The organism is Nesterenkonia sp. DZ6 (genome assembly GCF_022565835.1).
Classification (GTDB): Bacteria; Actinomycetota; Actinomycetes; order Actinomycetales; family Micrococcaceae; genus Nesterenkonia.
On the sequence record NZ_JAJOYW010000004.1, the window covers coordinates 207,376 to 231,633 of the forward strand.

Genomic DNA, 24,258 nt, shown 5'->3' on the forward strand with positions numbered 1-24,258 from the left:
GCGGTCAACCCCGCCGCGTGCCAGCTGCTCCGCGGGCAATCCGATCGTTCCGCGGGCACCCCAGCCGTTCTGTCGCACAGCGATGCGACAGATGCGCAGGTGGGGACCCAGCGGGGCCCGGAGCTGATGCTCCGGGCCCCGCTGGGCGCTCTTCGTGCTGGCCCGTCAGGAGGGGCCAGCCGAGGAATCAGGCGTCGCCGCCCGCCTCGCCGGACGTGCCGGCCTTGACGTTGCCGAGATCGTATTTCTTCATCGCCTCGACCGGAGCCGAGGCGTCGACCGCGCCGTCGTCGGCGAGCATCTGCAGAGCGCGCACCACCATCGAGTGGGCGTCGATCTTGAAGTGCCGGCGAGCCGCCGCGCGTGTGTCCGAGAAGCCGAAGTTGTCAGCGCCCAGGGTCGCGAAGCGGTTCGGCAGGAACTGGCGGATCTGATCCGGAACCTGCGTGGCGAAGTCGGTGGTCGCGATGATCGGACCCTCGGCTCCTTCCATCTGCTGGGTCACGAAGGGAACCTCGGGCTCGCGCTCGGGGTCCAGCATCGCCGACTGCTCCACGTGCAGAGCCTGGCGGCGCAGCTCGTTCCAAGAGGTCACCGACCAGACATCGGCGGAGACGCCCCACTCGTCGGCGAGTATCTCCGCGGCCTCCTTGGCCCACGGCACACCGACGCCGGAGGCCAGGAGCTGGGCCTTGGGGCCGTCCTGCTCGGAGCTGGAGAGCTTGTAGATGCCGCGCTTGACGCCTTCGATGTCCAGGCCCTCGGGCTCGGGAAGGTGCTGGACGGGCTCGTTGTACACCGTGAGGTAATACATCACGTTGTGGTCGCCGTCGTGATCCCCGTACATCTCGAAGAGGCCGTTCTCCATGATGTGGGCGATCTCGTAGCCGAAGGCCGGATCGAAGTGCTTCACCGCGGGGTTCGTCGCCGCGAGCAGCGGGGAGTGACCGTCGAGGTGCTGCAGGCCCTCACCGGCCAGCGTGGTGCGCCCGGCCGTGGCGCCGATGATGAAGCCGCGGGCCAGCTGGTCGGCGGCGGCCCAGAAGGAGTCGCCGGTGCGCTGGAAACCGAACATCGAATAGAAGATGTAGAACGGGATCATCGTCTCGCCGTGGGTGGCGTAGGAGGTGCCGGCGGCGGTGAAGGCCGCGGTCGCACCTGCCTCGTTGATGCCGGGGTGGATCATCTGGCCCTGCGGGGACTCCTTGTACGCGAGCATCAGCTCGCGGTCCACGGAGATGTAGTTCTGCCCCTTGGGGTTGTAGATCTTCGCGGTGGGGAAGAACGAGTCCATCCCGAAGGTGCGCGCCTCATCCGGGATGATCGGCACGATCCGGTGACCGATGTTCTTGTCCCGCATCAGGTCCTTGAGCAGCCGGACCAGCGCCATGGTCGTGGCGGCCTTCTGCTTGCCCGAGCCCTTCTTGGCCTGCGCGTAGGTCTTGGCCTCGGGCAGGATCAGCCCCTCACCGGCGACCCGACGCTCGGGCACGGACCCGCCGAGACGGGTACGGCGCTCAAGCGTGTACTTGACCTCCTCGGAGTCCTTGCCGGGGTGGTAGTACGGCACGTTGTACGGGTCTTCTTCGATCTGCTCATCGCTGACCGGGATCCGCAGGGTGTCGCGGAAGCGTTTGAGGTCATCGACGGTGAGCTTCTTCATCTGGTGGGTCGCGTTGCGCCCCTCGAAGCTCGGCCCCAGGCCGTAGCCCTTGACCGTCTGGGCCAGGACCACCGTGGGCTTGCCGGTGGATTCAGCGGCGGCCTTGTACGCGGAGTAGACCTTCTTGTAGTCGTGTCCGCCGCGCTTGAGGTTCCAGATGTCGTCGTCGGACATGTCCGCGACGAGTTCCTTCGTCTTGGCGGAGCGGCCGAAGAAGTGCTCGCGGACGAAGGACCCGGACTCGGCCTTGTAGGTCTGGTAGTCACCGTCGAGGGTCTCGTTCATGACCCGGACGAGCTCGCCGTCGTCGTCCTTGTCCAGCAGCTCGTCCCATTCGCGGCCCCAGAGGACCTTGATGACGTTCCAGCCGGCGCCGCGGAAGAAGGCCTCCAGCTCCTGGACGATCTTGCCGTTGCCGCGCACCGGGCCGTCGAGGCGCTGCAGGTTGCAGTTGACCACGAAGTTCAGGTTGTCGAGCTTCTCGTTCGCCGCGAGCTGGAGCAGACCGCGGGACTCGGGCTCATCCATCTCGCCGTCGCCGAGGAACGCCCAGACCTGCTGCTCCGAGGTGTCCTTGATGCCGCGGTTGTGCAGGTAGCGGTTGAACTGCGCCTGGTAGATGGCGTTCATCGGACCGATGCCCATGGACACGGTCGGGAACTGCCAGAACTCGGGCATCAGCCGCGGATGCGGGTAGGAGCTCAGGCCGTCTGGGGCCTTGGAGTGCTCCTGGCGGAAACCGTCGAGCTGCGCCTCGGTGAGGCGACCCTCGAGGTAGGCGCGGGCGTAGTTGCCGGGGGAGGAGTGGCCCTGGAAGAAGATCTGGTCGCCGCCGCCCGGGTGGTCGGCACCGCGGAAGAAGTGGTTCAGGCCCACCTCGTAGAGGGTGGCCACGCCGGCGTAGGAAGAGATGTGCCCGCCCACGGAGATGTCGCCGCGCTGGGCGCGGTGCACCATGACCGCGGCGTTCCAGCGCAGGATGCGGCGCACGCGGCGCTCCATCTCCTCGTCGCCGGGAAAGTCAGGTTCCTGGTCCACCGGGATCGTGTTCACGTAGTCGGTGGTGGTGACCATCGGGACTTCGATGGACTTCGCGCCGGCTCGCTGCAGCAGGGAGCGGATGATGTATTCCGCGCGCTCGGTGCCGTGGAACTCCACGAGCTGGTCGAAAGACTCCAGCCATTCCTGGGTCTCTTCCGGATCGAGGTCCGGGAGTTGGTTCGTCAGTCCGCTGCGGATATGGGAGTTCTCTTCACCAGCGCTCACGGGTCACCTCTCAAGGGGTAAGGGTCTGGGTACGCGGTCCATGGACGGGGATGTTCCACGGGCGGGACCCACGAGGTCATCTGCCACCGGTTGTTCGGCGGCCGAATTTCAGCTCAACTCTACCCGCTCGGGTGGTGTCGCACTTCCCGAACCGACAGGGGTCCGCGTAACGTTGCTGGTGGCAGCCCCGTCCTCGGGTGGGAGCTGCGTTTCAGACGTTAATGAATGGGAAGGGAACCTCAGGTGAGTCAGGCTTCTGCAGCCGAGGGTCCGTCGAGCATCTCGACGGACCACAAGAACGACGCCGGAACCAATGTTGTCTCGCTCGGCGACCTGCTCCAGGAGCTCGGGCTCAAGCCCGATTCCCTGGTCCAGGAGATCGGTGTGGATGAGGACGTCGATGACGACTTCCGTGACCGTCTGGAGGCCCTTCTCGACGAGGAGCTGCTCGACGAGGACGTCCAGGAGGTCGTCGACGCCGTGCTGGTCTGGTTCAGAGACGGCGATGACGATCTCACGGATGCGCTCGTGGATGCCCTTGGCACTCTCGATGAGGGCGGCGTGCTGTGGCTGCTGACCCCGCGCTCCGGCCGTGACGGCTACGTCGCGCCGGTGGAGATCCAGGACGCGGCGCCCAACGCGGGTCTTCATGTGACCTCATCCGCCGGGGTGAGCACCCACTGGGCCGCGACCCGACTGATGGGGCGCAAGAAGCAGTGACCTCCTCGCCGCTCCCCGAGATCGGGGAGCAGGCACCCGGCTTCTCAGGTCGCAGCCACCATGGCGAAGTGATCGAGCTTCAGCGGCTTGCCGGTTCACCGGTGCTGCTGATGTTCTACCCCTTTGCATTCAGCCGGGTCTGCGACTCGGAGCTGCAGGCCCTGGTGGCGCGGAGGTGCCGGGTCCGCGAGCTGCGAGCCAGAGTCTTGGCGATCAGCTGCGACCCGATGCACAGCCTGCGCGCCTACGCGCAGATGCTCACCTCCGACGTCGCCGACGCCGAGTCCTCTGACGCCGAGTCTGCAAGTGCCGCGCCCGGGGAGCTGCCCTTCGATCTGGTCAGCGACTTCTGGCCGCACGGGGAGATTGCGCAGCGTTACGGGGCGTTCGATCTTGAAAAGGGCGCAGCTCGGCGCAGCAGCTTCCTGCTGGACTCGACCCTTCGGGTGGCGCATGTCCAATCCGTCCCAGCCTCACAGGCGCGTGACCTCGATGAGGCGCTCAGCCTGCTGGGGCGTCTGCGCTGAGCAGCTCGCTCAGGACTTCTGCGCCGGCTCCGTCTGTGGCCCAGCTGCAGCAGCTACCGGGGTCAGGGAGCGGGTGAGTCCGCGGGTCACATACCGGGCGCGGTAGCTGTCGAACACGGCGGTCGCGGTGACCACCAGCAGCGCCGAGCCGAGCATGTGCAGCCCGACCAGGATGATCGGCAGGCCGGTGAAGTGCTGGACGTAGCCGATGATCCCCTGGGCGATGATCACGGCCATGAGCCACCAGGCCGAGCGCCGCTGGTTCGGAGCGGTGCTGATCCGGTACTGGCGCACCAGCAGCGCGATCGCCGCGAAGCACAGGACATAGACCGGCGCCACGTGCATCCTGGTCACCAGATCGGGGTCGAAGAGGTGCCGAGGCGATCCGGGGTCACCGGCATGTGGGCCCGTTCCCGTGACCACGGTGCCCAGGAACACCGAGACCCAGGTCGCGGCAAGGATCACCGGGGCCATCGCGGAGGTGACCGCGTCGGAGGCGCCGTGGCTCATCCGGATTCCGGCCACACCGTCGCGCGGCCCCGACTCCTTGGCCGGATCCGCTGCTGGGTCCGCGGCTGAATCCTGCGCAGCGGCGTCCTGCGCGCTGCGCAGCTCCAGACGGATCCGGTTCAGCAGCATGGTCGCGACCATCACGAGGCCTGCGGAGAGCAGGAAGTGCAGCGCCACGATCCACGGGTTGAGGTTCGTCCACACGGTGATACCGCCGATGACCGCCTGCAGCGGGATCCCGGCGAGGATCACCAGGCTCATCCGGAACAGCGGACGGTGGCTGCGTCGCATCCGCAGCAGCGCGAAGAACATCAGCGCACAGATCAGCACCAGCACGTAGGTGAGCAGGCGGTTGCCGAATTCGATCGCCCCGTGCAGGCCCATCTCCTGGGTCGCGACCCAGGACTCGGGCGTGCAGCGCGGCCACTCCGGGCAGCCGAGCCCCGAGGCGGTCAGCCGGACGGCGCCACCGGTCAGGATGATGCCGATATTGCTGATCAGCGTCGCCCAGGCCAGCACCTTGGTGACCCGGGTGATCCGAGTGGGGAGGTTGGTGCGAAAGACTTCGATCGCATTCATCGGGAACTTCATCGCCAGTTGAACCACCTTCGTGCGGCCAGGACGGCCAGCGCGGCCCACCCGGCGAGAATCAGAGCTTCCAGGACAGGGAACGATCCATCGAGTGAGGCGGTGCGCAGTCCTTCACCCAGTGCCGCGGAGGGAAGCAGCAGCAGCAGCGCCCCGGCCCCGTCGTGGTTGAGCGGGAAGACCGAGCCGCCGGCGGCCCCGAGCAGCACCCAGATGACATTGGTCAGCGCCAGCGTCGCCTCGGCGCGCACGGTGCCCGCGAGCAGCAGTCCCAGCGCCGTGAACGCGGTGGCCCCCAGGACGACGACGACGCCCAGCCACAGCAGACCCACCGGGTCGGGGTTCCAGCCCAGGACCAGACCGGCGGTGCCGATCACCACCACCTGGACGGCGACCACCGCCAGCACGGCGATGGCCTTGCCCAGGATCAGGCCCGTGGCCCCCAGTGGTGTCGTCGCCAGGTATGCCAGCACCCCATACTGCCGTTCGAACCCGGTCGCGATGCCTTGACCGGTGAAGGCCGAGGCCATCACGGCCAGCGCCAGCACGCCCGGGGTGATGACGTCGATGCTCGGTGTGGCGGCGGAGGTGATGAGCTCCAGCCGGTGCGCGCCGACGAGGACCAGCAGCGGAAGGATCAGCGAGACGAGCAGCTGCTCGCCGTTGCGCAGCACGTTGCGGGTCTCATAGAGCCCGTGCGAGATGATCCGGCGCATCGCCGGGCGCGGTGCCGGGGCCAGAGGGGCGTGGCTCGTGGTCATGAGACGGAGACCTCCCAGAAGACGTCTTCCAGCGTGCGGGCTTCCATGCGGACCTCCACGGGCATCATGCCGATCAGTTCCCACCAGGCGGCCAGCTCGCGGAGCTGGGTCGGGCCGGTGAGGCTCGGGGTCATCCACGCGGCACCCGGTGCGTTGTCGATGCCGCCGTCGAGCTCGATGCTCACCGGGGCGCTGCCGATCTCAGCACGGGTCAGGGTTCGAGAGGCGGTGAACACCATCCGCCGTGCGGCACCGGTGGCGGTCTCCGAACCGGTCGCACCGGAACCGGTCAGCTCGGCGACGGATCCATGGCGGACCACTTCACCGTCCTTGAGGATGAAGACCGAGTCCGCGAGCTTCTGTGCCTCTTCGAGGAGATGGGTGGTCAGGATGATGCCCATCCCCATCTCGCGGAGCTCCCCGATGAGCTCGAAGACGGTCTGCCGGGACTGCGGATCCAGCCCGGCGGTGGGCTCGTCGAGGAACACCACCTCGGGACGGCCGAGCAGGCTCGCCGCCAGCGCCACCCGCTGCTTCTGTCCGCCGGAGAGGCGTCGGATCGAGGTGCGCAGAAAGTCGCCCATGTCCAGGCGGGAGACCAGGTCTTCCACCGGCCAGGGGTTCTGGTGCAGCGAGGCGACATGCTTCAGCAGCGCGCGGGGCTGAACCGATTGCGGCATGCCGCCGTCCTGGAGCATCACCCCGACCCGGGCGCGGAGCTCGGCGCCCGCGCGGAAGGGATCCTGGCCCAGCAGAGCGACGGTTCCCTGCGACGGATGCAGCAGCCCCTGGGCGCAGCTGAGCGTGGTCGTCTTTCCGGCGCCGTTGGGTCCCAACAGGACCGTGACCTCTCCGGATCGCGCGGTGAGGTCCACGCCCCGCAGGATCTCCTTGAGTCCCTGGGGGCTGCGAGCGGAGCCGACGGCATAGCGCACATGGCGCAGGGTCAGACAGGGTGGATGCTGGGGCACTGCACCAGTCTACATTTCTACACCCCGTAGAAGAGCCCCGGGTCAGCAGAGGCGCGATCGGGCAGCTGAAGCGGGCAGCTGCAGCCGTGCAGTGGGGAAGGTCTCCGCCGACTTAGGTCCACCTTGCTGGCGGCTTTGTTCTGAATAGGTCAGAATAGGGTCATGTATTCCACCGCTTCCGAGTCTGCAGCCGCAGATGCTCAGTCACGCGACGTGGATGCGCCTGTCTCCGACGCTCCGGTGCCCGACGCTCCGGGTGAGACGATCCGCGACGCGGAGAGCACGACCCGCCAGCGGGTCTTGCAGCTGGTGGTCGAAGAAGGCCCGATCAGCGCCGCCGCGCTGGGCAGCGAGCTGCAGCTGACCGCTGCCGCTGTGCGTCGCCATCTCGATGCGATGACCGAACAGGGAATCCTCGAGGTCAAGAACATCACCACCCGTCGCCGCGGCGCGGGCCGCCCCTCTCGACGCTATGTCGTCTCTCAGCGCGGCCAGCGCACCATGGGTGACGACTACCTGGGCCTGGTCAAGACCGCGCTGTCGCTGCTGCAGGACACCAGCGCCGGATCCCTCGAGGCAGGCGCCGCCGCCGAGGACGCGTCGACCCAGGAGGCCGCCGCGGGCCTGGCGCGGGAGTACTTCGCCGGCTTCGAGCAGCGCTGGGAGCAGGAGCTCGCTGAGATCGTGGACCTCGACCAGCGCACCGACCGGCTCTCCCAGCTCTTCAACGACGAAGGGTTCGCCGGGTTCACTCGCCTGGTGGGTCGGGACAACCCCCTTCTGGCCATGCAGTCCACGCAGCTGTGCCAGGGTCACTGCCCGATCCGGGAAATAGCCGCGGCCCATCCGGTGTTCTGTGAGGAGGAGACCGATATGATCTCCCGCCTGCTCGACGTCGATGTCAGGCGGCTCTCCACCCAGGCGGCCGGAGCCCACGTCTGCACCACTCATGTGCCGGTAGGTCGCGAGAAGCTCGCCGCTGAGCAGCGGGAACGCGCCGCAGCAAGCGCAGAGGCAGAACTACAGATCAGCGCCGCAGCCGGTGCGACACATCAGTCGCGCAAGGTCAGCGGCGGACGAAGACGAATCGTCATCTCCCCCCGTCAACAAGAGAGGTTGTCATGACCGAGCAGATCCAGCGCGAAAAGGACCAGGGGGTCACCTCCGACATCCTGGAGCGCAACCCCGAGCTCCACGGCATCGGTTCCTACGAATACGGCTGGTCGGACTCCGACACCGCCGGAGCCAACGCCAAGCGTGGCATCGATGAGTCGGTCGTGGAGGACATCTCCTCCAAGAAGAGCGAACCCGAGTGGATGCTCAAGCTGCGCAAGAAGGGCCTGAAGTACTTCGAGCGCAAGCCCATGCCCATGTGGGGCGCAGACCTCTCCGGCATCCACTTCGACAACATCAAGTACTTCGTGCGCTCCACCGAGAAGCAGGCGAAGACCTGGGAAGACCTTCCCGAGGACATCCGCAACACCTATGAGCGGCTCGGAATCCCCGAGGCCGAGCGTGAGCGTCTGGTCTCCGGCGTCGCAGCCCAGTACGAGTCGGAGGTCGTCTACCACCAGATCCGTGAGGATCTGGAGGAGCAGGGCGTCATCTTCATGGATACCGACACCGCGCTGAAGGAGCACCCCGAGTTCTTCGAGGAGTACTTCGGCTCGGTCATCCCGGTCGGCGACAACAAGTTCGCCGCACTGAACACCTCGGTCTGGTCCGGCGGATCATTCGTCTACGTCCCCAAGGGCGTGCACGTGGAGATCCCGCTCCAGGCCTACTTCCGGATCAACACCGAGAACATGGGTCAGTTCGAGCGCACGCTGATCATCGCCGACGAGGACTCCTACGTCCACTACATCGAAGGCTGCACCGCGCCGATCTATGACTCCGACTCCCTGCACTCAGCAGTGGTGGAGATCGTGGTGAAGAAGAACGCCCGGGTGCGTTACACCACCATCCAGAACTGGTCCACCAACGTCTACAACCTGGTGACCAAGCGCGCCGTGGTCGACGCCGGCGGCACCATGGAGTGGATCGATGGCAACATCGGCTCCAAGGTCACCATGAAGTACCCGGCCGTCTACCTCACCGGTGAGCACGCCAAGGGTGAGACGCTCTCGGTGGCCTTCGCCGGCGAGGGTCAGCACCAGGACACCGGTTCCAAGATGGTCCACATGGCGCCGAACACCTCCTCGACCATCGTGTCGAAGTCGGTGGCCCGCAACGGCGGTCGCGCCGCCTACCGCGGTCTGGTCCAGATCAACGCGGGAGCGAAGAACTCCGCGAACTCGGTGGTCTGTGACGCCCTGCTGGTGGACACGATCTCCCGGTCGGACACCTACCCCTACATCGATATCCGCGAGGACGATGTCACCCTGGGTCACGAGGCCACGGTCTCCAAGGTCTCCGAGGACCAGCTGTTCTACCTCATGGCCCGCGGGCTCGCCGAGGACGAGGCCATGGCCATGATCGTGCGCGGCTTCATCGAGCCGATCGCCCGTGAGCTGCCCATGGAATACGCCCTGGAGCTCAACCGTCTGATCGAGCTGCAGATGGAAGGCTCGGTGGGCTGACCACCCCCGTCGACGCAGTCCACCCAGCCGCTCGGGGTCACGTACACCGGGCGGCTGGGGCCTGCCGCCCACTGAGCAGCCTCAGTCGAACCGCGCATCAGAAACACGCGCATCAGAAACAAGGGAAGAGAAACACATGACGAATTCCGCGTCCGCCGATCAGGCGGAACAGGTCGCAGGAGTCGAGGTCGGGGAAGCCCGCATCACGATCCCAGGCATGAGCGAGGAGGGCGAGAACCTCGCCACCGCCCATGAAGAGACCGAACACACCCATGGCGGCCTCGGCGAGTCCACCGTCAAGGCCAAGACCGGCGGCTCACGAGCCGACCGCACCACCAGCCTGAACGTGGCTGACTTCGCCGTGCCCACCGGGCGCGAAGAGGAGTGGCGCTTCTCGCCGCTGAAGAAGCTCGGCCGCGTCCTCTCCGACGCCGCCACCCAGACCCCCGTGACGCTGAAGGTGCGCAACCTGGCTGACGGCGTCACCCGCGGTGAGCTCGCGAAGGCCCAGTCCCCGCGCGGCACCGTGTTCTCGGCGGCCGACCGCGCCGCCGTCGTCGGCTACAGCCAGACTGCGCAGGCCGACTACATCTCGGTCGCCGCCGACACCGAGCTCAGCGAGCCGGTGTTCCTCGACATCACCGGTGAGGCCGCCGGGCACCGCGCCAACGGCCACCTCGTGCTCGAGGCTGGAGCCCACTCCAAGGCGGTCTTCGTGATGGAGCACCGCGGCTCCGCCGACGCGAACCTCAACGTGGAGGTCATCGTGCGCGACGGCGCCGACGTCACCGTGGTCTCGCTGCAGCGCTGGGACGACGACGCCGTCCACGTGGGCCAGCAGGATGCTGAAGTCGGCCGCGACGCCAAGTACAAGCACGTCTCGGTCACCCTCGGCGGCGAGGTCGTCCGGATGAACTCCAACGTCCGCTACGCGGCCGAAGGTGCGGAAGCCTCGATGTACGGCCTCTACTTCGCCGACGCCGGGCAGCACCTGGAGCACCGCAGCTTCGTGGACCACAACTCCCCGCGGAACACCTCCAACGTGCTCTACAAGGGTGCGCTGCAGGGCCAGGACGCTCGCACCGTCTGGGTCGGCGATGTGCTGATCCGCAAGGCCGCCGAAGGCACCGACTCCTATGAGAAGAACCAGAACCTGATCCTCTCCGACGGCGCCCGCGCCGACTCGATCCCGAACCTGGAGATCGAGACCGGCCTGATCGAGGGAGCCGGCCACGCCTCCTCGACAGGGCGCTTCGACGAGAACCACCTCTTCTACCTGATGGCTCGCGGCATCCCGGAGAAGGAGGCCCGCCAGCTCGTGGTCCGCGGCTTCCTCAACGAGATCGTCCAGGCCATCGGCGTGGAGTCGATCGAGGAAACCGTCCAGCAGGACCTGGAGAACGAACTGAAGATCGCCGGCTTCTAGAGTCACCCGGCTTCTAGACGCACCGGCCGCAGGGAATCCGCCGGCTGCCGCGGCTCGTTCGCTCCACCACCAGCACTTTCACGAACCAAGCAAAGGACACGCAAAGAATGTCTACTCTCGCGATCAAGGACCTGCACGTCTCCATCGAGACCGAGCAGGGCTCCAAAGAGATCCTCAAGGGCGTCACCCTGACCATCAAGTCCGGTGAGATCCACGCCATCATGGGCCCCAACGGCTCCGGCAAGTCCACGCTGGCCGCCACCATCGCCGGCCACCCCCGCTACAAGGTGACCTCGGGCACCATCATGCTCGACGACGTCGACGTGCTGGAGATGTCCGTGGACGAACGCGCCCGGGCCGGCCTGTTCCTGGCCATGCAGTACCCCGTCGAGGTCCCCGGTGTGACCATGACGAATTTCCTGCGCACCGCGAAGACCGCCATCGACGGCGAGGCTCCGAAGCTGCGCACCTGGGCCAAGGACGTCCGCGGCGCCATGGAGAAGCTCAAGATCGACGCCGACTTCGCCAACCGCAACGTCAACGAAGGCTTCTCCGGCGGTGAGAAGAAGCGCGTGGAGATCCTGCAGATGGAGCTGTTCAGGCCGAAGTTCGCGGTCCTCGACGAGACCGACTCGGGTCTGGACATCGACGCCCTGCGCGTGGTCTCCGACGGCGTGAACCGTGCGCACTCCGAGAACGACATGGGCACGCTGCTGATCACCCACTACACCCGGATCCTGAACTACATCACCCCGCAGTTCGTCCACGTCTTCGTCGACGGCCGAGTCGCCGAGCAGGGTGGACCCGAGCTGGCCGACGAGCTCGAGGCCAACGGCTACGATCGCTTCCTCGCCCCCGCCCAGGCCTGAGCGAATCATGTTGAATCCAGACACCATCAGGGCTGACTTCCCGCTGCTGACCCGCACGGTCCGCGGCGGGAAGCCGCTGGTGTACCTGGACTCCGGGGCCACCGCGCAGAAGCCGCAGCAGGTCATCGACGCCGAGTCTGCGTTCTACGCGCAGACCAACGCCGCGGTGCACCGCGGAGCACACCAGATCGCCGAGGAGGCCACCGAGGCCTACGAGGCCTCCCGCGCCGTGGTGGCGGAGTTCGTCGGCGCCGATGAGGATGAGATCGTCTGGACCAAGAACGCCACCGAGGCGCTGAACCTGGTGGCCTACGGGTTCCTCAACGCCAGTCTCGCCGGCGCAGCCGCTCCCGGCAGCCCGGCCGCCGAGGTGGTGGCATCCGAGGCGCGCCAACGCTATGCGCTCACCCCCGGCGACGAGATCGTGGTGACCGAGGCGGAGCACCATGCGAACCTGGTGCCCTGGCAGCAGCTGGCGCACAAGACCGGGGCCACCCTGCGCTGGATCGGCGTCACGGCCGAAGGACGCCTGGACCCGGAGACCTTCTCGGTGATCGGGGAGCGGACCCGGGTGCTGGCCATCACCCACGCCTCGAATGTGACCGGGGCGATCACCGATGTGGACGCCCTGGTGGCGCGCGCGCGAGCCGTCGGCGCCTATGTGGTGCTCGACGCCTGTCAGACCGCGGCGCACATGCCGGTGGACCTGCACGCGCTCGACGTCGACTTCGCCGCCTTCTCCGCGCACAAGATGGTGGGTCCCACCGGTGTCGGCGCCCTCTACGGCAAGCGCGAGCTGCTCAACGACCTGCCGCCCTTCCTCACCGGAGGCTCGATGGTCGAAGTCGTGACCATGGACTCCACCAGCTTCATGCCTCCGCCGCAGCGCTTCGAGGCCGGCACACAGATGGTGGCTCAGGTCGTCGGGTTCCGTGCCGCGGTCGATTACCTGCGCGAGCTGGGCATGGATCAGGTCGCAGAACATGAGAAACAGATGACCCGGCAGCTGCTTGACGGCATCGCCTCGGTGCCCGGGGTCCGGGTGCTGGGACCGCAGGACGCGACCGACCGGCTCGCCGTCGTGGCCTTCGAGGTGGACTCGGTGCACCCGCACGACGTCGGCCAGGTGCTCGACAACGCCGGGGTGGCCGTGCGTGTGGGTCACCACTGCGCGCAGCCGATCCACCGACGACTCGGCGTCCACGCCTCCGCTCGGGCCTCGGCAGGGGTCTACACCACCTCCGCGGACATCGAGGCATTCATCGACGGGCTGCACGAGGTCCGTAGGTTCTTCGCGACGCCCTCGGCCACGGGAAGCCTCGACTCCGCAGCGGGAGGTCACTGATGGCCGATGCGATGGAGCAGCTCTATCAACAGGTCATCCTCGACCACGCCCGGGTGCGGCAGGGTGAGGGTGAGCTCACCGAATACGGCGGGGAATCCTTCCAGATCAATCCCACCTGCGGAGATCAGGTCACCCTGCGGGTGCAGCTTGACCCGGCGGGGGAGACGATCCAGGCCCTCGGCTGGACCGGCCAGGGCTGCTCGATCTCCCAGGCCTCGCTCTCGGTCATGCACGAGCTCGTGATCTCGCAGCCGGTCACCCGTGCCGAGGAGCTCGGTGGATACTTCCGTGAGCTGATGGCAGCGCGCGGCAGGGAGCTGGATCCCACGCGCCTGGAGGCGCTGGAGGACGCCTCGGCCTTCACCGGTGTGGCACGCTATCCTGCACGGATCAAGTGTGCTCTGCTGGGATGGATGGCGCTGCGCGACGCACTGGTCCAGGCCCGCGGCAGGGCATAGACCCTTGACCTACAACGTTGGAACCAGCAGATGATCGAACATAGACCACCGCACGTACGCGCAAGAACGTCGAAGGAAAGGAGAGCGCCATGAGTGACGCTGTCACCGCGGCCCAGACGCCGCTTGAAGATGTCGAGGAAGCCCTCAAGGACGTCATCGACCCCGAGCTCGGAATCAACATCGTGGACCTCGGTCTGCTCTACGGCCTGCACTACGCCGAGGACGGTGCACTGCTCATCGACATGACGTTGACCACCGCCGCCTGCCCGCTCACCGATGTTCTGGAGGAGCAGGTCGGACAGCACGTCGGCTCCCTGGTCGACGAATGGCGGCTCAACTGGGTCTGGATGCCGCCGTGGGGCCCCGAGAAGATCACCGACGATGGTCGCGAGCAGATGCGCGCCCTCGGTTTTAACATATAGATTTGAACTAAAGCCTTGCCAGGTCTTTTCCTGGGAAGAAGCGTGACATAGGCTGGACCGAAGCAGGTGGCATCCATGTCTGTACCCTGAAGCAGGCAGGATGCCGCCTGTGCAAGGGAGCTTATATGTCACGATTGAACAGGTTTCTGGGCCGGGAATCAGAGCTGGAACTCATCGCGGCGGCGGCGGAGGCCGTTCATTCCTCCTCCGACCCGAGATTCATTCTGATCGAAGGCCCTCCAGGTATAGGCAAGACGTCCTTGCTCAATGAGGCCGTGGCCCGACTCTCGGGTTGGTCGCGAGCGAATGTATACCTTGACGTCGCCGATCGGGCGACGCCGGGGTATGCCGCTGTGCGCCTGCTCCACAAGCCGCAGCGCTCCCGCGCGCCCACCGACGGCGAGGGACTCGCGGCGCTGGTCCAGGAGCAGACAGATGGGATCCGCGAACCCGTCGCGCTGGTCATCGAGGACCTGCAGTGGATGGACTCGCTCTCTGCGGCCGTGATCTACCAGACGATCCGTGAGGTCGAGGACGTCCCGATGCTCTCGCTGGTGACCAGCCGCCCCACCACGCGTCCCGACCTGCTGCCTCTGGAGCGCTACACCGCGACAGCCGGTGAGGCGCTGCGGATCGAGCTGGAGCCCTTCAGTCGAGCAGAGGTCCGTGAGCTGCTCCAGCGGGAGACGGGTCTCCCGATCAGCGCCAATGTTGCGGCGCGGGTCCATGACGCCACCGGCGGTTTTCCGTCGTTTGTGAGCTATGTCATCGACACGCTCACCGCCCCGGAGGAGGCGATCACCGCCGCGGCGCTGGACCGTGCGCTGGAGGGACTTGGCCGGGGCGCGGGTCCTGCGGAGTCTCAGCGGCTCCGCATCCGGCAGATCTTCGAGGAGGCTCCTGCCGATGTGCAGCAGGTGCTGGCGCTGCTGGCCCTGTCCCGCTATCCGCTCGCGGACCACGAGATTCGGGAACTGCTCGGTGTCGCATCCGTGGACGTCGAGGCGCTCCGCAATTCCAGCCTCGTCCAGGAGTCGGCGAAGTCCGGCCGATTCTGCCTGCAGCACAGAATCTTCCAGCAGTGCCTGGTCGTCGATCTTCCGCGCGAACAGCGCGTGGACCTGCACATGCGCCTTGCCCGCGTCCACGCGGGCACCTCTGCGGCCCGGCACCAGGCCGAAGCCGCGCTGCTGGATCCCTCGGTGGGAGATCGCCCCGCGATCGTCGCGGCCCTCACCGATGCCGCGCGCGCCGCCAGCCGCGCCGGCGACAATGCCGAGACTCTTGAGCTGAGCCGGCTTGCCTTCGAGGTGGATCGATCCGGCGCCACGCTGGAGGTGCTCTCCTTCGCCGCGATGCGCGCAGGCACCAGGGTCGACATCGACTCGACGATCAGCTGGGCGCACAGTCATGACAACGTCCACCCGGTGCTGCGACGCGGGATCCTCGCGCGCGAGAGCCTGATCCGTGGCGATCTGGAGAGCACACTGGGCTTCCTGGCCGGCGGCGAAGGGCTGGCCGAGGCATCTCCCCAGGCGCTCCTGTGCTACGCCGACACGGTCCTGACAGCGTCGCGCACCGCTGGCCTTCGCGGATCCTACTGGCACCTCTTCCAGGTGGCTGAGCGCACGGTCGAGGTGCTGCAGCTGCTCGAAGCGAAGCTGGAAGCCGACGATCCAGCCGTGCGCACACGGATGGCGACGCCCGAACAGCTCCTGGCCGAGACCCGCGGGCTGAGGGTCAGTCTGCAGCTCTGGCGGCTGCTCGAAGGCATGGACGCCGCCCAGCCCGAGTCGTTCTCCCGGGAGGTCGAGACGCTTCTCGATGAGGTCAGACGTGTTCCTGGCACGGAATCCGCGCAGATGGTGCTGCTGGTGGCGCGAGGCGCGCTGCTGCGCACCGCAGGTCATCTCACTGAGGCGTATGCCGACCTGATCGCCGCGATCGAGAACTGGCCCGGCCGCAATCGTCGCGCGCTGGCTCAGGCCGAGATACACATCACCTACCTGCTCTTCGAGGCCGGGCTGTGGTCCGAGGCGCAGGACTTTGCGGAATCGGCCGCAGCCGAGGTGCTGGACATCAGTGAAGAAAATGTCGCACCGGTGGCCTTCAACGCCGCTCACCTCGTGCCGGCAGCGCGCGGGCAGCGCGCGGCGCAGAACTGGCCCTTCGACCTGCGCGCGCATGTCCGCCGAATGACCGACACCAGTCTCGGCCGCGCGGGCCGAGGGTTCGTCGAGGCCTGGGGGGCCACGTCGGCCCAGGACCACGAGCGAGTGGTCAGCAGCGTTCTCGGGCTGCAGGCGGAGCTCAACATCTGGTCCCGCGCACTCACTCCGGCGGTGCTGCTGGGAAGGTCACTGTTCCACAGCGGCAGGGCACCGGCGCTGCCGGCGCTGATCAGCACGATCCGTGCAGACGAGCACTCCTCCACAGCTCAGCGCGAGTATGTGCTGCGGCATCTGCGCGGACTGGCAGCCTTGGGGGCCGGCAAGCACGCGACAGCCTATGAACACCTCAGTGCCGCGATGTCCACGATCTCGGCGATTCCTGCGCTGAAATCGACCCATGTGCCCGGTGATGGCGGTGCGCTCAGCATCTACCGCGGCCTCCTCGCACTGGACCTCGGGCACTGTGTGGCGCTCGGCAGGGATTCTCTGCAGGAAAAGGTCGAGCAGACGTCGGAATGGGTGCTCTGGGCCGGTTCGATGTTCCAGGGATGCGGCGCGGATGGACTCTTCCATCAGGCCGATGAGGTCTTCCAGACGCTGCGCAAGCCGGCGGGAGTCGCGGGGACCACTGAGCGCGCCCGGATGATCGATCTGCCCGAGGGGCTCAGTTCCAAGGCCCGGTTTGCGCTGACCGGGCTGACCACCCGTGAACGGGAGATCGCCCTGATGGTGGGTCAAGGCCTGTCAAACAAGGACGTGGCCGAGGAGCTCGTCCTCTCGGTGCGCACCGTGGAGTACCACGTGGCGAACGCCCTGGGGAAGCTCGCGCTGGAATCTCGCCACGCCCTGCGTCGGATGCTCCAGGATGAGGCCGAAAGCGGCCTGCGCAGCGCCTGAACCGGTTCGACGCCGCCCCCTGACCTGGTTGAAGATCTCACCACGGGGAATCACGGGGGTTCCCCCGTAGTCCCTGCGGGGGTTCGCCCATCACTGTGACGCAGGACCCACCTCCCGGCCTAGCGTGGTCAACGCACCGTACAGGCGCCCCTCCGTTCCAGGGGCGTCTGCACGGTGACCACTGACCTTGCACCGGGAAGTTGTCACTTATGGCCTTGCACAATTTTGTGCGCATCTGCCGCCGTCGTTGGGCGTCGATTCTGCTCACTCCGGTGATCGCCGTGCTCTTCGCGGCCGCCATCTATGTCCTGCAGCCGGTCGCCTACGAGTCCACGACCAAGATCTATGTCTCTGCCGCGACCGGTGAGAGTCTCGAGGAGCTCCAGCGGGGCAGCACTGTTGTGGGACAACGGGTCAAGAGCTACGCAGACCTGGTCACGACCCCGGCGGTGCTGGATTCTGTGGTCGAGGATCTGCGACTGCCGATGTCGAGCTCACAGCTCGCCGAGAGCATCGACGCAGAGGTGCCCCGCGGCACCTCGCTGCTGGAGATCACCGCGACCGCAGACGAGGCTCAGGCAGCCGCAGACATCGCCAACTCCACGGTGACCAGCCTGCAGACCCTGGTGAACGAGATCGAAGGTCCAGGCGAGGATCCTGGCTCAGACGGTGAAGTCCTCGTCGAACTTTCAGTGGTGCAGGACGCCGTGGCGTCTGCCCATCCACAGGGACCGCGGCTGGAGCTCGTCCTGGGAACAGGCCTAGCGGTCGGGATCCTCCTCGGTCTCGGACTGGCCTTCCTGCGCGAAGCCCGCGACACGTCGGTGCGCACTCCCCGCGACCTCAAGGACCTCACAGCCGCGCCGCTGCTGGGCGTCACCAGGGGCGCGCCGACGGTGACGACTCAGAGGGATCGAACCGACCCGAGGTCGGTGGAGGCGGTGGCGTCCTTCCGGGAGATGCGCATGCGGCTGATGTTCGGCAAGTACCTCGACTCCCCGAGCTCCTATGTGATCACCAGCTCGGTGGAGGGGGAGGGTCGCACCACCGTTGCGGTGAACCTGGCCCGATCCCTGGTGGAAGGGGGCCGCCGCACCCTGCTGATCGGAGCGGATTTCGCGAACCCCGACATCGTGCACTGGTTTCGCGCCAGCACCTCGGGCGGGGGCCAGCTGACCGACCTCACCCCTGCTGGACTGAACGAGGTGCTGTCCGGGAGCGCCTATTTCGAAGATGTGATCATCACCGATGCGGAACCGGGTCTCGACATCCTGCCCGCCGGCCGGGGAGCGGACCACGGCCTGGAGGCCTGCGCCCTCGATGCCATGGCCACCCTGCTTGAAGGCTGCGCCGAGACTTATGACGTCACCATCATCGATACTCCTGCGCTGCTGAGCCAGTCCGCTGCCGCTCTGCTTGCCCAGATCACGACCGGCGTCATCGTGGTGGCCCGCTACGGCGAGGTCTCGCGGGCGCAGCTGAGCGCCGGGCTCGAGCTGCTGACCCGAGCCCGCGCCCGACTCGTCGGAGTGGTGTTCACCGGTGTTCCGCCGCGTGGACCTGACAGCCTCCAGGACCGTCGACCCTCGGGATCACGCCGGCGACGTCGCGGCGGCGGACGTGGACGTGACGGAGATCCGGGCGACTCCGGACAGGGCCTGAGCGCCCGGGCCTCCGGGCTCTCCTCGGCGCGGCGTCGTCGGCTCCCCGACGGCACGCTGGCGCTCTCCGAGGCTGCCCCGGGCAGTGCGCACATCTTCACCCTCCCGCAGGACAGGAGGTGATCTGCGTTCATGGCTTCTCCGACCCCAGGTCCCGCCACCGCCTTCCCGGCGGTGAGCCCTGCTCCTGCGCTCCAGGCCGGTGATACAGCACCGCATCAGCGCACCGTCACATGCACCATCGATCCATCCACGAGGAGATCTCTGATGACTGTCATCCCGTCCCTGAACGTTCCGCTGCTCAACGTCGATGTCACTCCGCTGCGCAGAGAAGAACTTCTGGACCATATCCGCGACGCCGCCCGCGAGCACCGTCGGATGCTCGTCGCCGGCCACAATCTTCACTCCGTCTATCTCTGGTACAGCCTGCCGGAGTTCCGCGACTTCTATGACCGGGCCGGGGCCGTCGTCGTCGACGGCATGCCGCTGCTGGCCCTGATGCGGCTCGGGCTCCGGGTGCCGCTTCGCACCGAGCATCGCATCGGCTCCACCGACTGGGTGGAGGGCCTGGCGGACCTGGAGGGCATCCACCGAGTGTCTCTGCTCGGCGGCACGCCGGCCGCCAGCGCCGCAGTGCTGGAGCATCTGAGCTCACTGGACGGCGAGGTGGACTGGCAGGCCATTCCCGGTGACCCGTGGCGAGCGGAGAACATCGAAGAGGTAGCCGCCAGCATTCGAGATCACGATCCGCAGGTGCTGCTGATCGGCATGGGCATGCCGCTGCAGGAGCGCATCGCTGATGAGCTGGCCTCGCGCGTGGACGTCCCGGTGATCGCCACGGTGGGAGGCGCACTGGACCAGCTGGGAGGCACCCAGTCGCTCGCCCCACGCCGGCTCGGAGCGATGGGCCTGGAGTGGGCGTGGCGACTGGCCACAGACCCGCGTCGACTCGCCGGACGCTATCTCCTGGAACCCATGAAGCTCGCTGCCCTGCTGATGTGGAGGGCGTGATGAGCATCGACACCCCCTCCCGGATCGACGCCGCGAGGCGCGGGCCGTTCACCGCTGAGCTCGACGAGTACACCGAACCTCAGCACGCCCGGTCCTTGACCGCGATCATCCCTACCGTAGGGCGCCGCTCGCTCAAGCGGGCCGTCCGGTCGGTGCTGCGCCAGACCTGGGACACCACAGTGCTGGTGGTCCTCGACCGGCCCGAGAACGCCGCCAGCGTCGAGAAGCTGCTCACCGGGCTGCCGCACATCATGGTCCTCACCCCAGGAGGGCTCGGGGGAGCCGGTGCCCGCAACCTCGGGGTGCGCAGCGCCAGCACGACACATGTGGCCTTCCTCGACGACGACGACGAGTGGGTCTCTGAGAAGGCCGCCCTGCAGATGGCGGTGGTCGACGACAACACCGTGGTGAGCTCGCGCTCGCTGCTCGTGGGATCGTCGAGTCGAGTGGTCCCCGAGCGGCTCTACCAGGCAGAGGGCGAGGACGCGGAGGCGGTGGTGGACTACATCCTCGACCGCTCCACGCTGCGGCTGCGGCGAACCTTCATGCAGACCTCCTCGCTGCTGTGCAGCAGGTCCACCGCGCTGGAGGTCCCCTGGAACGACGAGCTGACCCGGCACCAGGACTGGGACTGGCTCGCAAGGCTCGAAGCGGCCGGCAAGACGCTGACGATGCTGCCCGAGGTGCTGGTGCGAGTGCACCAGGCCAGCGTCGGCTCCATCTCGCGCAGCGCGGACTGGCAGGCCAGCTCACGCTGGCTCGACTCGATAGGCACCGAGATCTCGGAACGCTCCCGCGCCGACTTCCAGGCCTCGGTCGTGGCGCGGGACGCCTTCGCCTCCGGAGCCTGGAACCAGGGTGTCCGACAGCTGGCGAAGTGCCTGCGGGCTCGCCCACACGCGGCGGCCATCGTTGTCGCCATGTCCGGGATGCTGCAAGTCGGTGGGCATGACTGAAGAGACAGTACACGCCGCATCGGTGAACCCGGGGCCGCCGAGACCGGGGCCGCACCGAAGCTGGACCGCGATGTTCGCGCGAACCGCTGGTCTGCGCATCGCCGTGCTTCCGATCAGCGCGCTCTGTGCACTGACCACGGCGGGACTCACCGTGCACTATGCCGGGGTGCTTGCGTTCGGATTCATCACCCTGGTCGCCCAGCTGCAGCTTGCTCTCCCGTTCGCCGATCTCGGCATGGGAGCCGCCGTGGCTCGAGCGGTGGCCCGGGTTGATGGTTCGGCACGGGCCGCAGAGGAGGTCCGCACCCTCATCAGACGCACCGCCCTGCTGCTGCTCGCGGTGGGACTTCTCGGTGCCACGGCCGCGGCGCTGAGCGGGGTGTATGGATTCTGGTCCAGAGTCTTTGAAGTTCCCGAAGCACTCGCCCCACAGGTCGACCTGGTCATGAGTCTGGTATTGGGGGTCTTCTTCCTGAGCCTTCCGCTGGGGATCGCGGAGCGAGTGCTGGTGGGTCGAGACCGTTCGGATGTTCTCGTCCTGCTCGGGCTGCTCCCCTCGGTCGGAAACGTGCTGGTCGTCTACGCCCTCGGACAGCTGGGCGTGCCCGTCGCCTGGCTGGCGCTCGGGCTGCCGCTGAGCACGCTCGGCTTCCTCGGCGTCTGCGGCTACCTCGCCTTCCTGCACCCGCGCATCGGCATCCGTACGATCCTCATACCGGAGCGATCCGCGCACGAAGACCCCGTGGACGGCTGCTCCGTGCCTGCTGAACACGACGAGCGCCGTGAGGAGATCGCCGAGGGGACGTCGATCAGACTCATCCTGCTTGGCGGGCTCCCAGTGCTGCTGGCCACCGCCGGGATGGTCCTCTCCGAGCAGCACGGCAGGCTGGTCCTGGCCAGTGCAGCCACAGCCCTGGACCTGAGCGAATACGCCATCGCCCTGCAGCTCTACATGCCGATCTACTCGGTCCTCTATATGGCCGCGACGGTGCTCTGGCCGCGCTTCGCCGTGGACCCGAGTCCACAGCTCTGGCGACGAGCGAATCTGTTGCTCACCGGGCTCGGCGCCTGCGCTGCTCTGGGCTTCATCATCTTCGCCCGGCCCGTGGCAGGTCTCGTCACCGGCGGCGCTCTCGTACCTTCCTGGGGCGTCGTCCTCGGTCTCGGAGCGGCCCTCGTCGCGCAGGCCGCACATCTGACCCAGACCAATCTCTTCACCGACCGCCGTGGATTCTGGCGCCAGGCGGCGATGTCACTGGTGCTGCTCATCCTGGTCGTGCCGGGCACCTTGTTCGGCATACAGCTGGGGCTGGGCCCCGCAGCTCCGGGAGTCTCGATGGCCCTGGGAGTGACTCTCGCCCAGGTCATCCCGGGACTTCTCATGGCCTCCAGGCTTGTCCGCCGCCCGCGCACGGAAGCACCCGCTGCCCCACCAGCCACCGACCCTGCACCAGCACCGATGCCTGCCGTGCAGGCAGCTCCTCTAGAGAGGTAATGACCATGCACTCCTCCTTGCGCAGGCTGCTGACCCCCATCCCTGATCCCGTTCTGCGGCGGATCATGTACCGCCGCAGGTTCGGCCGGTGGGGGAACTTCAAGAAACCTTCGCGGTTCACCGAGTTCCTGACGCGGCGGATGCTTCAGGACCGCAGTCCAGAGATCGCCTGGACCTGCGACAAGCGTGCGATGAAGGACTACGCCGCCGAGCGAACACCATGGATCAACGTTCCAGAGACGCTGTGGCACGGCACCGATCTGAACGAGCTGGATCTCTCGACGCTGCCCGATCACTGGGTGATCAAGCCGAACCATCGAAGCAAAGCCGTCTATATGGGGGATCGCAGCACGACCCTGGCGGACCTGCGCCGGGTGACCAAGGGATGGCTGCGCCCGTATGACCGGATCGCGGTGGGGGAGTGGGCCTACGGACAGGCGCGGCGTGAGCTCATCATCGAGCCGAGGATCGGGGATGGAGCTCCGCTGAGGGAACTCAACATCTTCGTCTTCCACGGCCGCTTCCAGATCCTGCACACCGACTTGGGACGCTTCAGGAACAATTTCGCGGAGGTGTTCTACAACCGCGACTGGGAGCCCCTGGACATCACCAATGGCGGACCTCGGGGAGCTGTAGAGCCACGGCCGGAGAAGTTCGACGAGATGGTGCGTGCGGCGGAGACGCTCGGTGCTGGCTACGACTTCATGCGCGTGGATCTGTCCACCATCGACGGCGAAGTGTGGTTCGGGGAGCTGACCCCCTACCCCTCCGGCGGAATGGATCTCTTCACTCCGGAGTCGGTGGATCTGCAGCTGGGCGCCTGGTGGGCTGGATTCGACACCCTCAAGGAGTACCCGGAAGAGCTGCGAGGCCTGACCGAGGAGGCGCCATCTCTCCCATGATCACCCAGACCGCCCCGGCAGGCATCTGAGTCAGATGAATCTGTCCACCACTCACCGACCCTGCACCAGCACCGATGCCTGCCGTGCAGGCCGCTCCCCAGAAAGGCAATCACCATGCACCCCTCAGTCCGGCGACTGCTGACTCCCATCCCTGATCCGTTACTGCGGCAGATCATGTATCGCCGCAAGTTCGGACGGTGGGGGAACTTCAAGAAACCTTCGCGGTTCACCGAGTTCCTGACCCAGCGGATGCTTCAGGACCGCAGTCCGGAGATCGCCTGGACCTGCGACAAGCGTGCGATGAAGGAGTACGCCGCCGAGCGAGCACCATGGATCAACGTGCCAGAGACGCTGTGGCACGGCACTGATCTGAACCAGCTGGATCTCTCGACGCTGCCCGATCACTGGGTGATCAAGCCGAACCATCGAAGCAAAGCCGTCTATATGGGGGATCGCAGCACGACGCTGGCGGACCTGCGCCGGGTGACCAAGGGATGGCTGCTTCCCTATGACCGGATCGCGGTGGGGGAGTGGGCCTACGGACAGGCGCGGCGTGAGCTCATCATCGAGCCCAGGATCGGCGACGGCCTCCCGCTCACAGACTTCAAGATCTTCGTCTTCCACGGGCGAGCGCGGATCCTGCACACCGACTTGGACAGCTTCTCGGGTCCGTTCGAGGAGGTGTTCTACGACCGCGACTGGGAGCCCCTGGACATCACCTGTGAACTCCCACGAGGGGCGGTCGCTTCCCGCCCGAAGAACTTCGAGGACATGATGCGCGCGGCGGAGACGCTCGGTGCTGGCTACGACTTCATGCGCGTGGACCTCTACAACCTTGAAGGGGAGCTTTGGTTCGGGGAGCTGACCCCCTACCCCTCCGGCGGGATGGATCTCTTCACTCCGGAGTCGGTGGATCTGCAGCTGGGCGCCTGGTGGGCTGGATTCGACACCCTCAAGGAGTACCCGGAAGAGCTGCGAGGCCTGACCGAGGAGGCGCCGTCCCTCCCGTGATCACCCAGACCACCCCGACAGCCGCACCCACCGAACCTGCACCGTCTTC

The 24,258-nt window shown here is 66.9% G+C and carries 20 protein-coding genes; 16 read left to right on the top strand and 4 right to left on the bottom strand.

Translation table 11 applies throughout. The annotated features are described in order from the left end of the window. Positions 1 to 187: 187 nt before the first annotated feature. Entirely contained in the window at positions 188 to 2,929 is a 2,742-nt protein-coding gene (gene aceE / locus LTH93_RS11270; RefSeq protein WP_241471003.1) for a pyruvate dehydrogenase (acetyl-transferring), homodimeric type, read from the bottom strand. A gap of 243 nt (positions 2,930 to 3,172) precedes the next feature. Here aceE and LTH93_RS11275 point away from each other — a divergent pair, with 243 nt between their 5' ends. After that, on the top strand, positions 3,173 to 3,649 hold the full coding sequence (locus LTH93_RS11275; protein ID WP_241464910.1) for a DUF3052 domain-containing protein: 477 nt from the start codon (positions 3,173 to 3,175) through the stop codon (positions 3,647 to 3,649). Continuing rightward, a complete protein-coding gene (locus LTH93_RS11280; protein WP_241464909.1) occupies positions 3,646 to 4,176 on the top strand; it encodes a redoxin domain-containing protein in 531 nt (176 codons plus the stop codon). Before LTH93_RS11275 ends, LTH93_RS11280 begins: the two co-directional genes overlap by 4 nt. 9 nt (positions 4,177 to 4,185) lie before the next feature. On the opposite strand, the gene LTH93_RS11285 is transcribed toward LTH93_RS11280, so the two are convergent. The 3 genes from LTH93_RS11285 to LTH93_RS11295 are packed head-to-tail and all read right to left on the bottom strand — an operon-like array spanning position 4,186 to position 7,006. Continuing rightward, positions 4,186 to 5,265 (bottom strand): COX15/CtaA family protein, encoded by a 1,080-nt coding sequence (locus LTH93_RS11285; RefSeq protein ID WP_241464908.1) that lies wholly within the window; start codon positions 5,263 to 5,265, stop codon positions 4,186 to 4,188. A gap of 8 nt (positions 5,266 to 5,273) precedes the next feature. Further along, positions 5,274 to 6,035 carry an ABC transporter permease gene (locus LTH93_RS11290; protein WP_241464907.1) on the bottom strand — a complete coding sequence of 254 codons (762 nt, stop codon included), beginning with the start codon at positions 6,033 to 6,035 and terminating at the stop codon, positions 5,274 to 5,276. Continuing rightward, positions 6,032 to 7,006 (bottom strand): ABC transporter ATP-binding protein, encoded by a 975-nt coding sequence (locus tag LTH93_RS11295; RefSeq protein ID WP_241464906.1) that lies wholly within the window; start codon positions 7,004 to 7,006, stop codon positions 6,032 to 6,034. Before LTH93_RS11295 ends, LTH93_RS11290 begins: the two co-directional genes overlap by 4 nt. A 162-nt stretch (positions 7,007 to 7,168) precedes the next feature. On the opposite strand from LTH93_RS11295, the gene LTH93_RS11300 reads away from it, so the two are divergent. From LTH93_RS11300 to LTH93_RS11365, 14 genes are all read left to right on the top strand, one after another. After that, positions 7,169 to 8,131, top strand: coding sequence for a helix-turn-helix transcriptional regulator (locus LTH93_RS11300; protein ID WP_241464905.1), 963 nt, complete (start codon positions 7,169 to 7,171; stop codon positions 8,129 to 8,131). Beyond that, a complete protein-coding gene (gene sufB, locus LTH93_RS11305; RefSeq protein WP_241471004.1) occupies positions 8,128 to 9,585 on the top strand; it encodes a Fe-S cluster assembly protein SufB in 1,458 nt (485 codons plus the stop codon). Before LTH93_RS11300 ends, sufB begins: the two co-directional genes overlap by 4 nt. 136 nt (positions 9,586 to 9,721) lie before the next feature. Beyond that, positions 9,722 to 11,011, top strand: a complete 1,290-nt coding sequence (gene sufD, locus LTH93_RS11310; RefSeq protein WP_241464903.1) for a Fe-S cluster assembly protein SufD — start codon at positions 9,722 to 9,724, stop codon at positions 11,009 to 11,011. Between the two features lie 107 nt (positions 11,012 to 11,118). After that, the gene (sufC, locus tag LTH93_RS11315) at positions 11,119 to 11,880 is read left to right on the top strand and encodes a Fe-S cluster assembly ATPase SufC (RefSeq protein WP_241464902.1); all 762 of its coding nucleotides are present in this window, start codon (positions 11,119 to 11,121) and stop codon (positions 11,878 to 11,880) included. Between the two features lie 7 nt (positions 11,881 to 11,887). Then, positions 11,888 to 13,225: a SufS family cysteine desulfurase gene (locus LTH93_RS11320; protein ID WP_241471005.1), complete on the top strand. Its 1,338-nt coding sequence runs from the start codon at positions 11,888 to 11,890 to the stop codon at positions 13,223 to 13,225. Further along, positions 13,225 to 13,683: a Fe-S cluster assembly sulfur transfer protein SufU gene (sufU, locus tag LTH93_RS11325; protein WP_241464900.1), complete on the top strand. Its 459-nt coding sequence runs from the start codon at positions 13,225 to 13,227 to the stop codon at positions 13,681 to 13,683. The genes LTH93_RS11320 and sufU overlap by 1 nt, the downstream gene beginning before the upstream one ends. A gap of 89 nt (positions 13,684 to 13,772) precedes the next feature. Further along, positions 13,773 to 14,105, top strand: coding sequence for a metal-sulfur cluster assembly factor (locus LTH93_RS11330; RefSeq protein ID WP_036476317.1), 333 nt, complete (start codon positions 13,773 to 13,775; stop codon positions 14,103 to 14,105). Between the two features lie 125 nt (positions 14,106 to 14,230). After that, positions 14,231 to 17,173: a helix-turn-helix transcriptional regulator gene (locus LTH93_RS11335; RefSeq protein WP_241471006.1), complete on the top strand. Its 2,943-nt coding sequence runs from the start codon at positions 14,231 to 14,233 to the stop codon at positions 17,171 to 17,173. Positions 17,174 to 17,388: 215 nt separating this feature from the next. After that, positions 17,389 to 18,957, top strand: coding sequence for a polysaccharide biosynthesis tyrosine autokinase (locus LTH93_RS11340; protein ID WP_241471007.1), 1,569 nt, complete (start codon positions 17,389 to 17,391; stop codon positions 18,955 to 18,957). A gap of 144 nt (positions 18,958 to 19,101) precedes the next feature. Beyond that, positions 19,102 to 19,845: a WecB/TagA/CpsF family glycosyltransferase gene (locus LTH93_RS11345; protein WP_241471008.1), complete on the top strand. Its 744-nt coding sequence runs from the start codon at positions 19,102 to 19,104 to the stop codon at positions 19,843 to 19,845. Further along, complete coding sequence (locus tag LTH93_RS11350) at positions 19,845 to 20,801, top strand: glycosyltransferase family A protein (protein ID WP_241471009.1); 957 nt, start codon at positions 19,845 to 19,847, stop codon at positions 20,799 to 20,801. Before LTH93_RS11345 ends, LTH93_RS11350 begins: the two co-directional genes overlap by 1 nt. Before the next feature lie 70 nt (positions 20,802 to 20,871). Further along, positions 20,872 to 22,296, top strand: a complete 1,425-nt coding sequence (locus LTH93_RS11355) for a lipopolysaccharide biosynthesis protein (RefSeq protein ID WP_241471010.1) — start codon at positions 20,872 to 20,874, stop codon at positions 22,294 to 22,296. A 5-nt stretch (positions 22,297 to 22,301) separates the two neighbouring features. Next, positions 22,302 to 23,198: an ATP-grasp fold amidoligase family protein gene (locus tag LTH93_RS11360; protein ID WP_241471011.1), complete on the top strand. Its 897-nt coding sequence runs from the start codon at positions 22,302 to 22,304 to the stop codon at positions 23,196 to 23,198. Between the two features lie 114 nt (positions 23,199 to 23,312). After that, positions 23,313 to 24,209 (top strand): ATP-grasp fold amidoligase family protein, encoded by an 897-nt coding sequence (locus LTH93_RS11365; RefSeq protein WP_241471012.1) that lies wholly within the window; start codon positions 23,313 to 23,315, stop codon positions 24,207 to 24,209. The last annotated feature ends 49 nt before the right edge of the window (positions 24,210 to 24,258 follow it).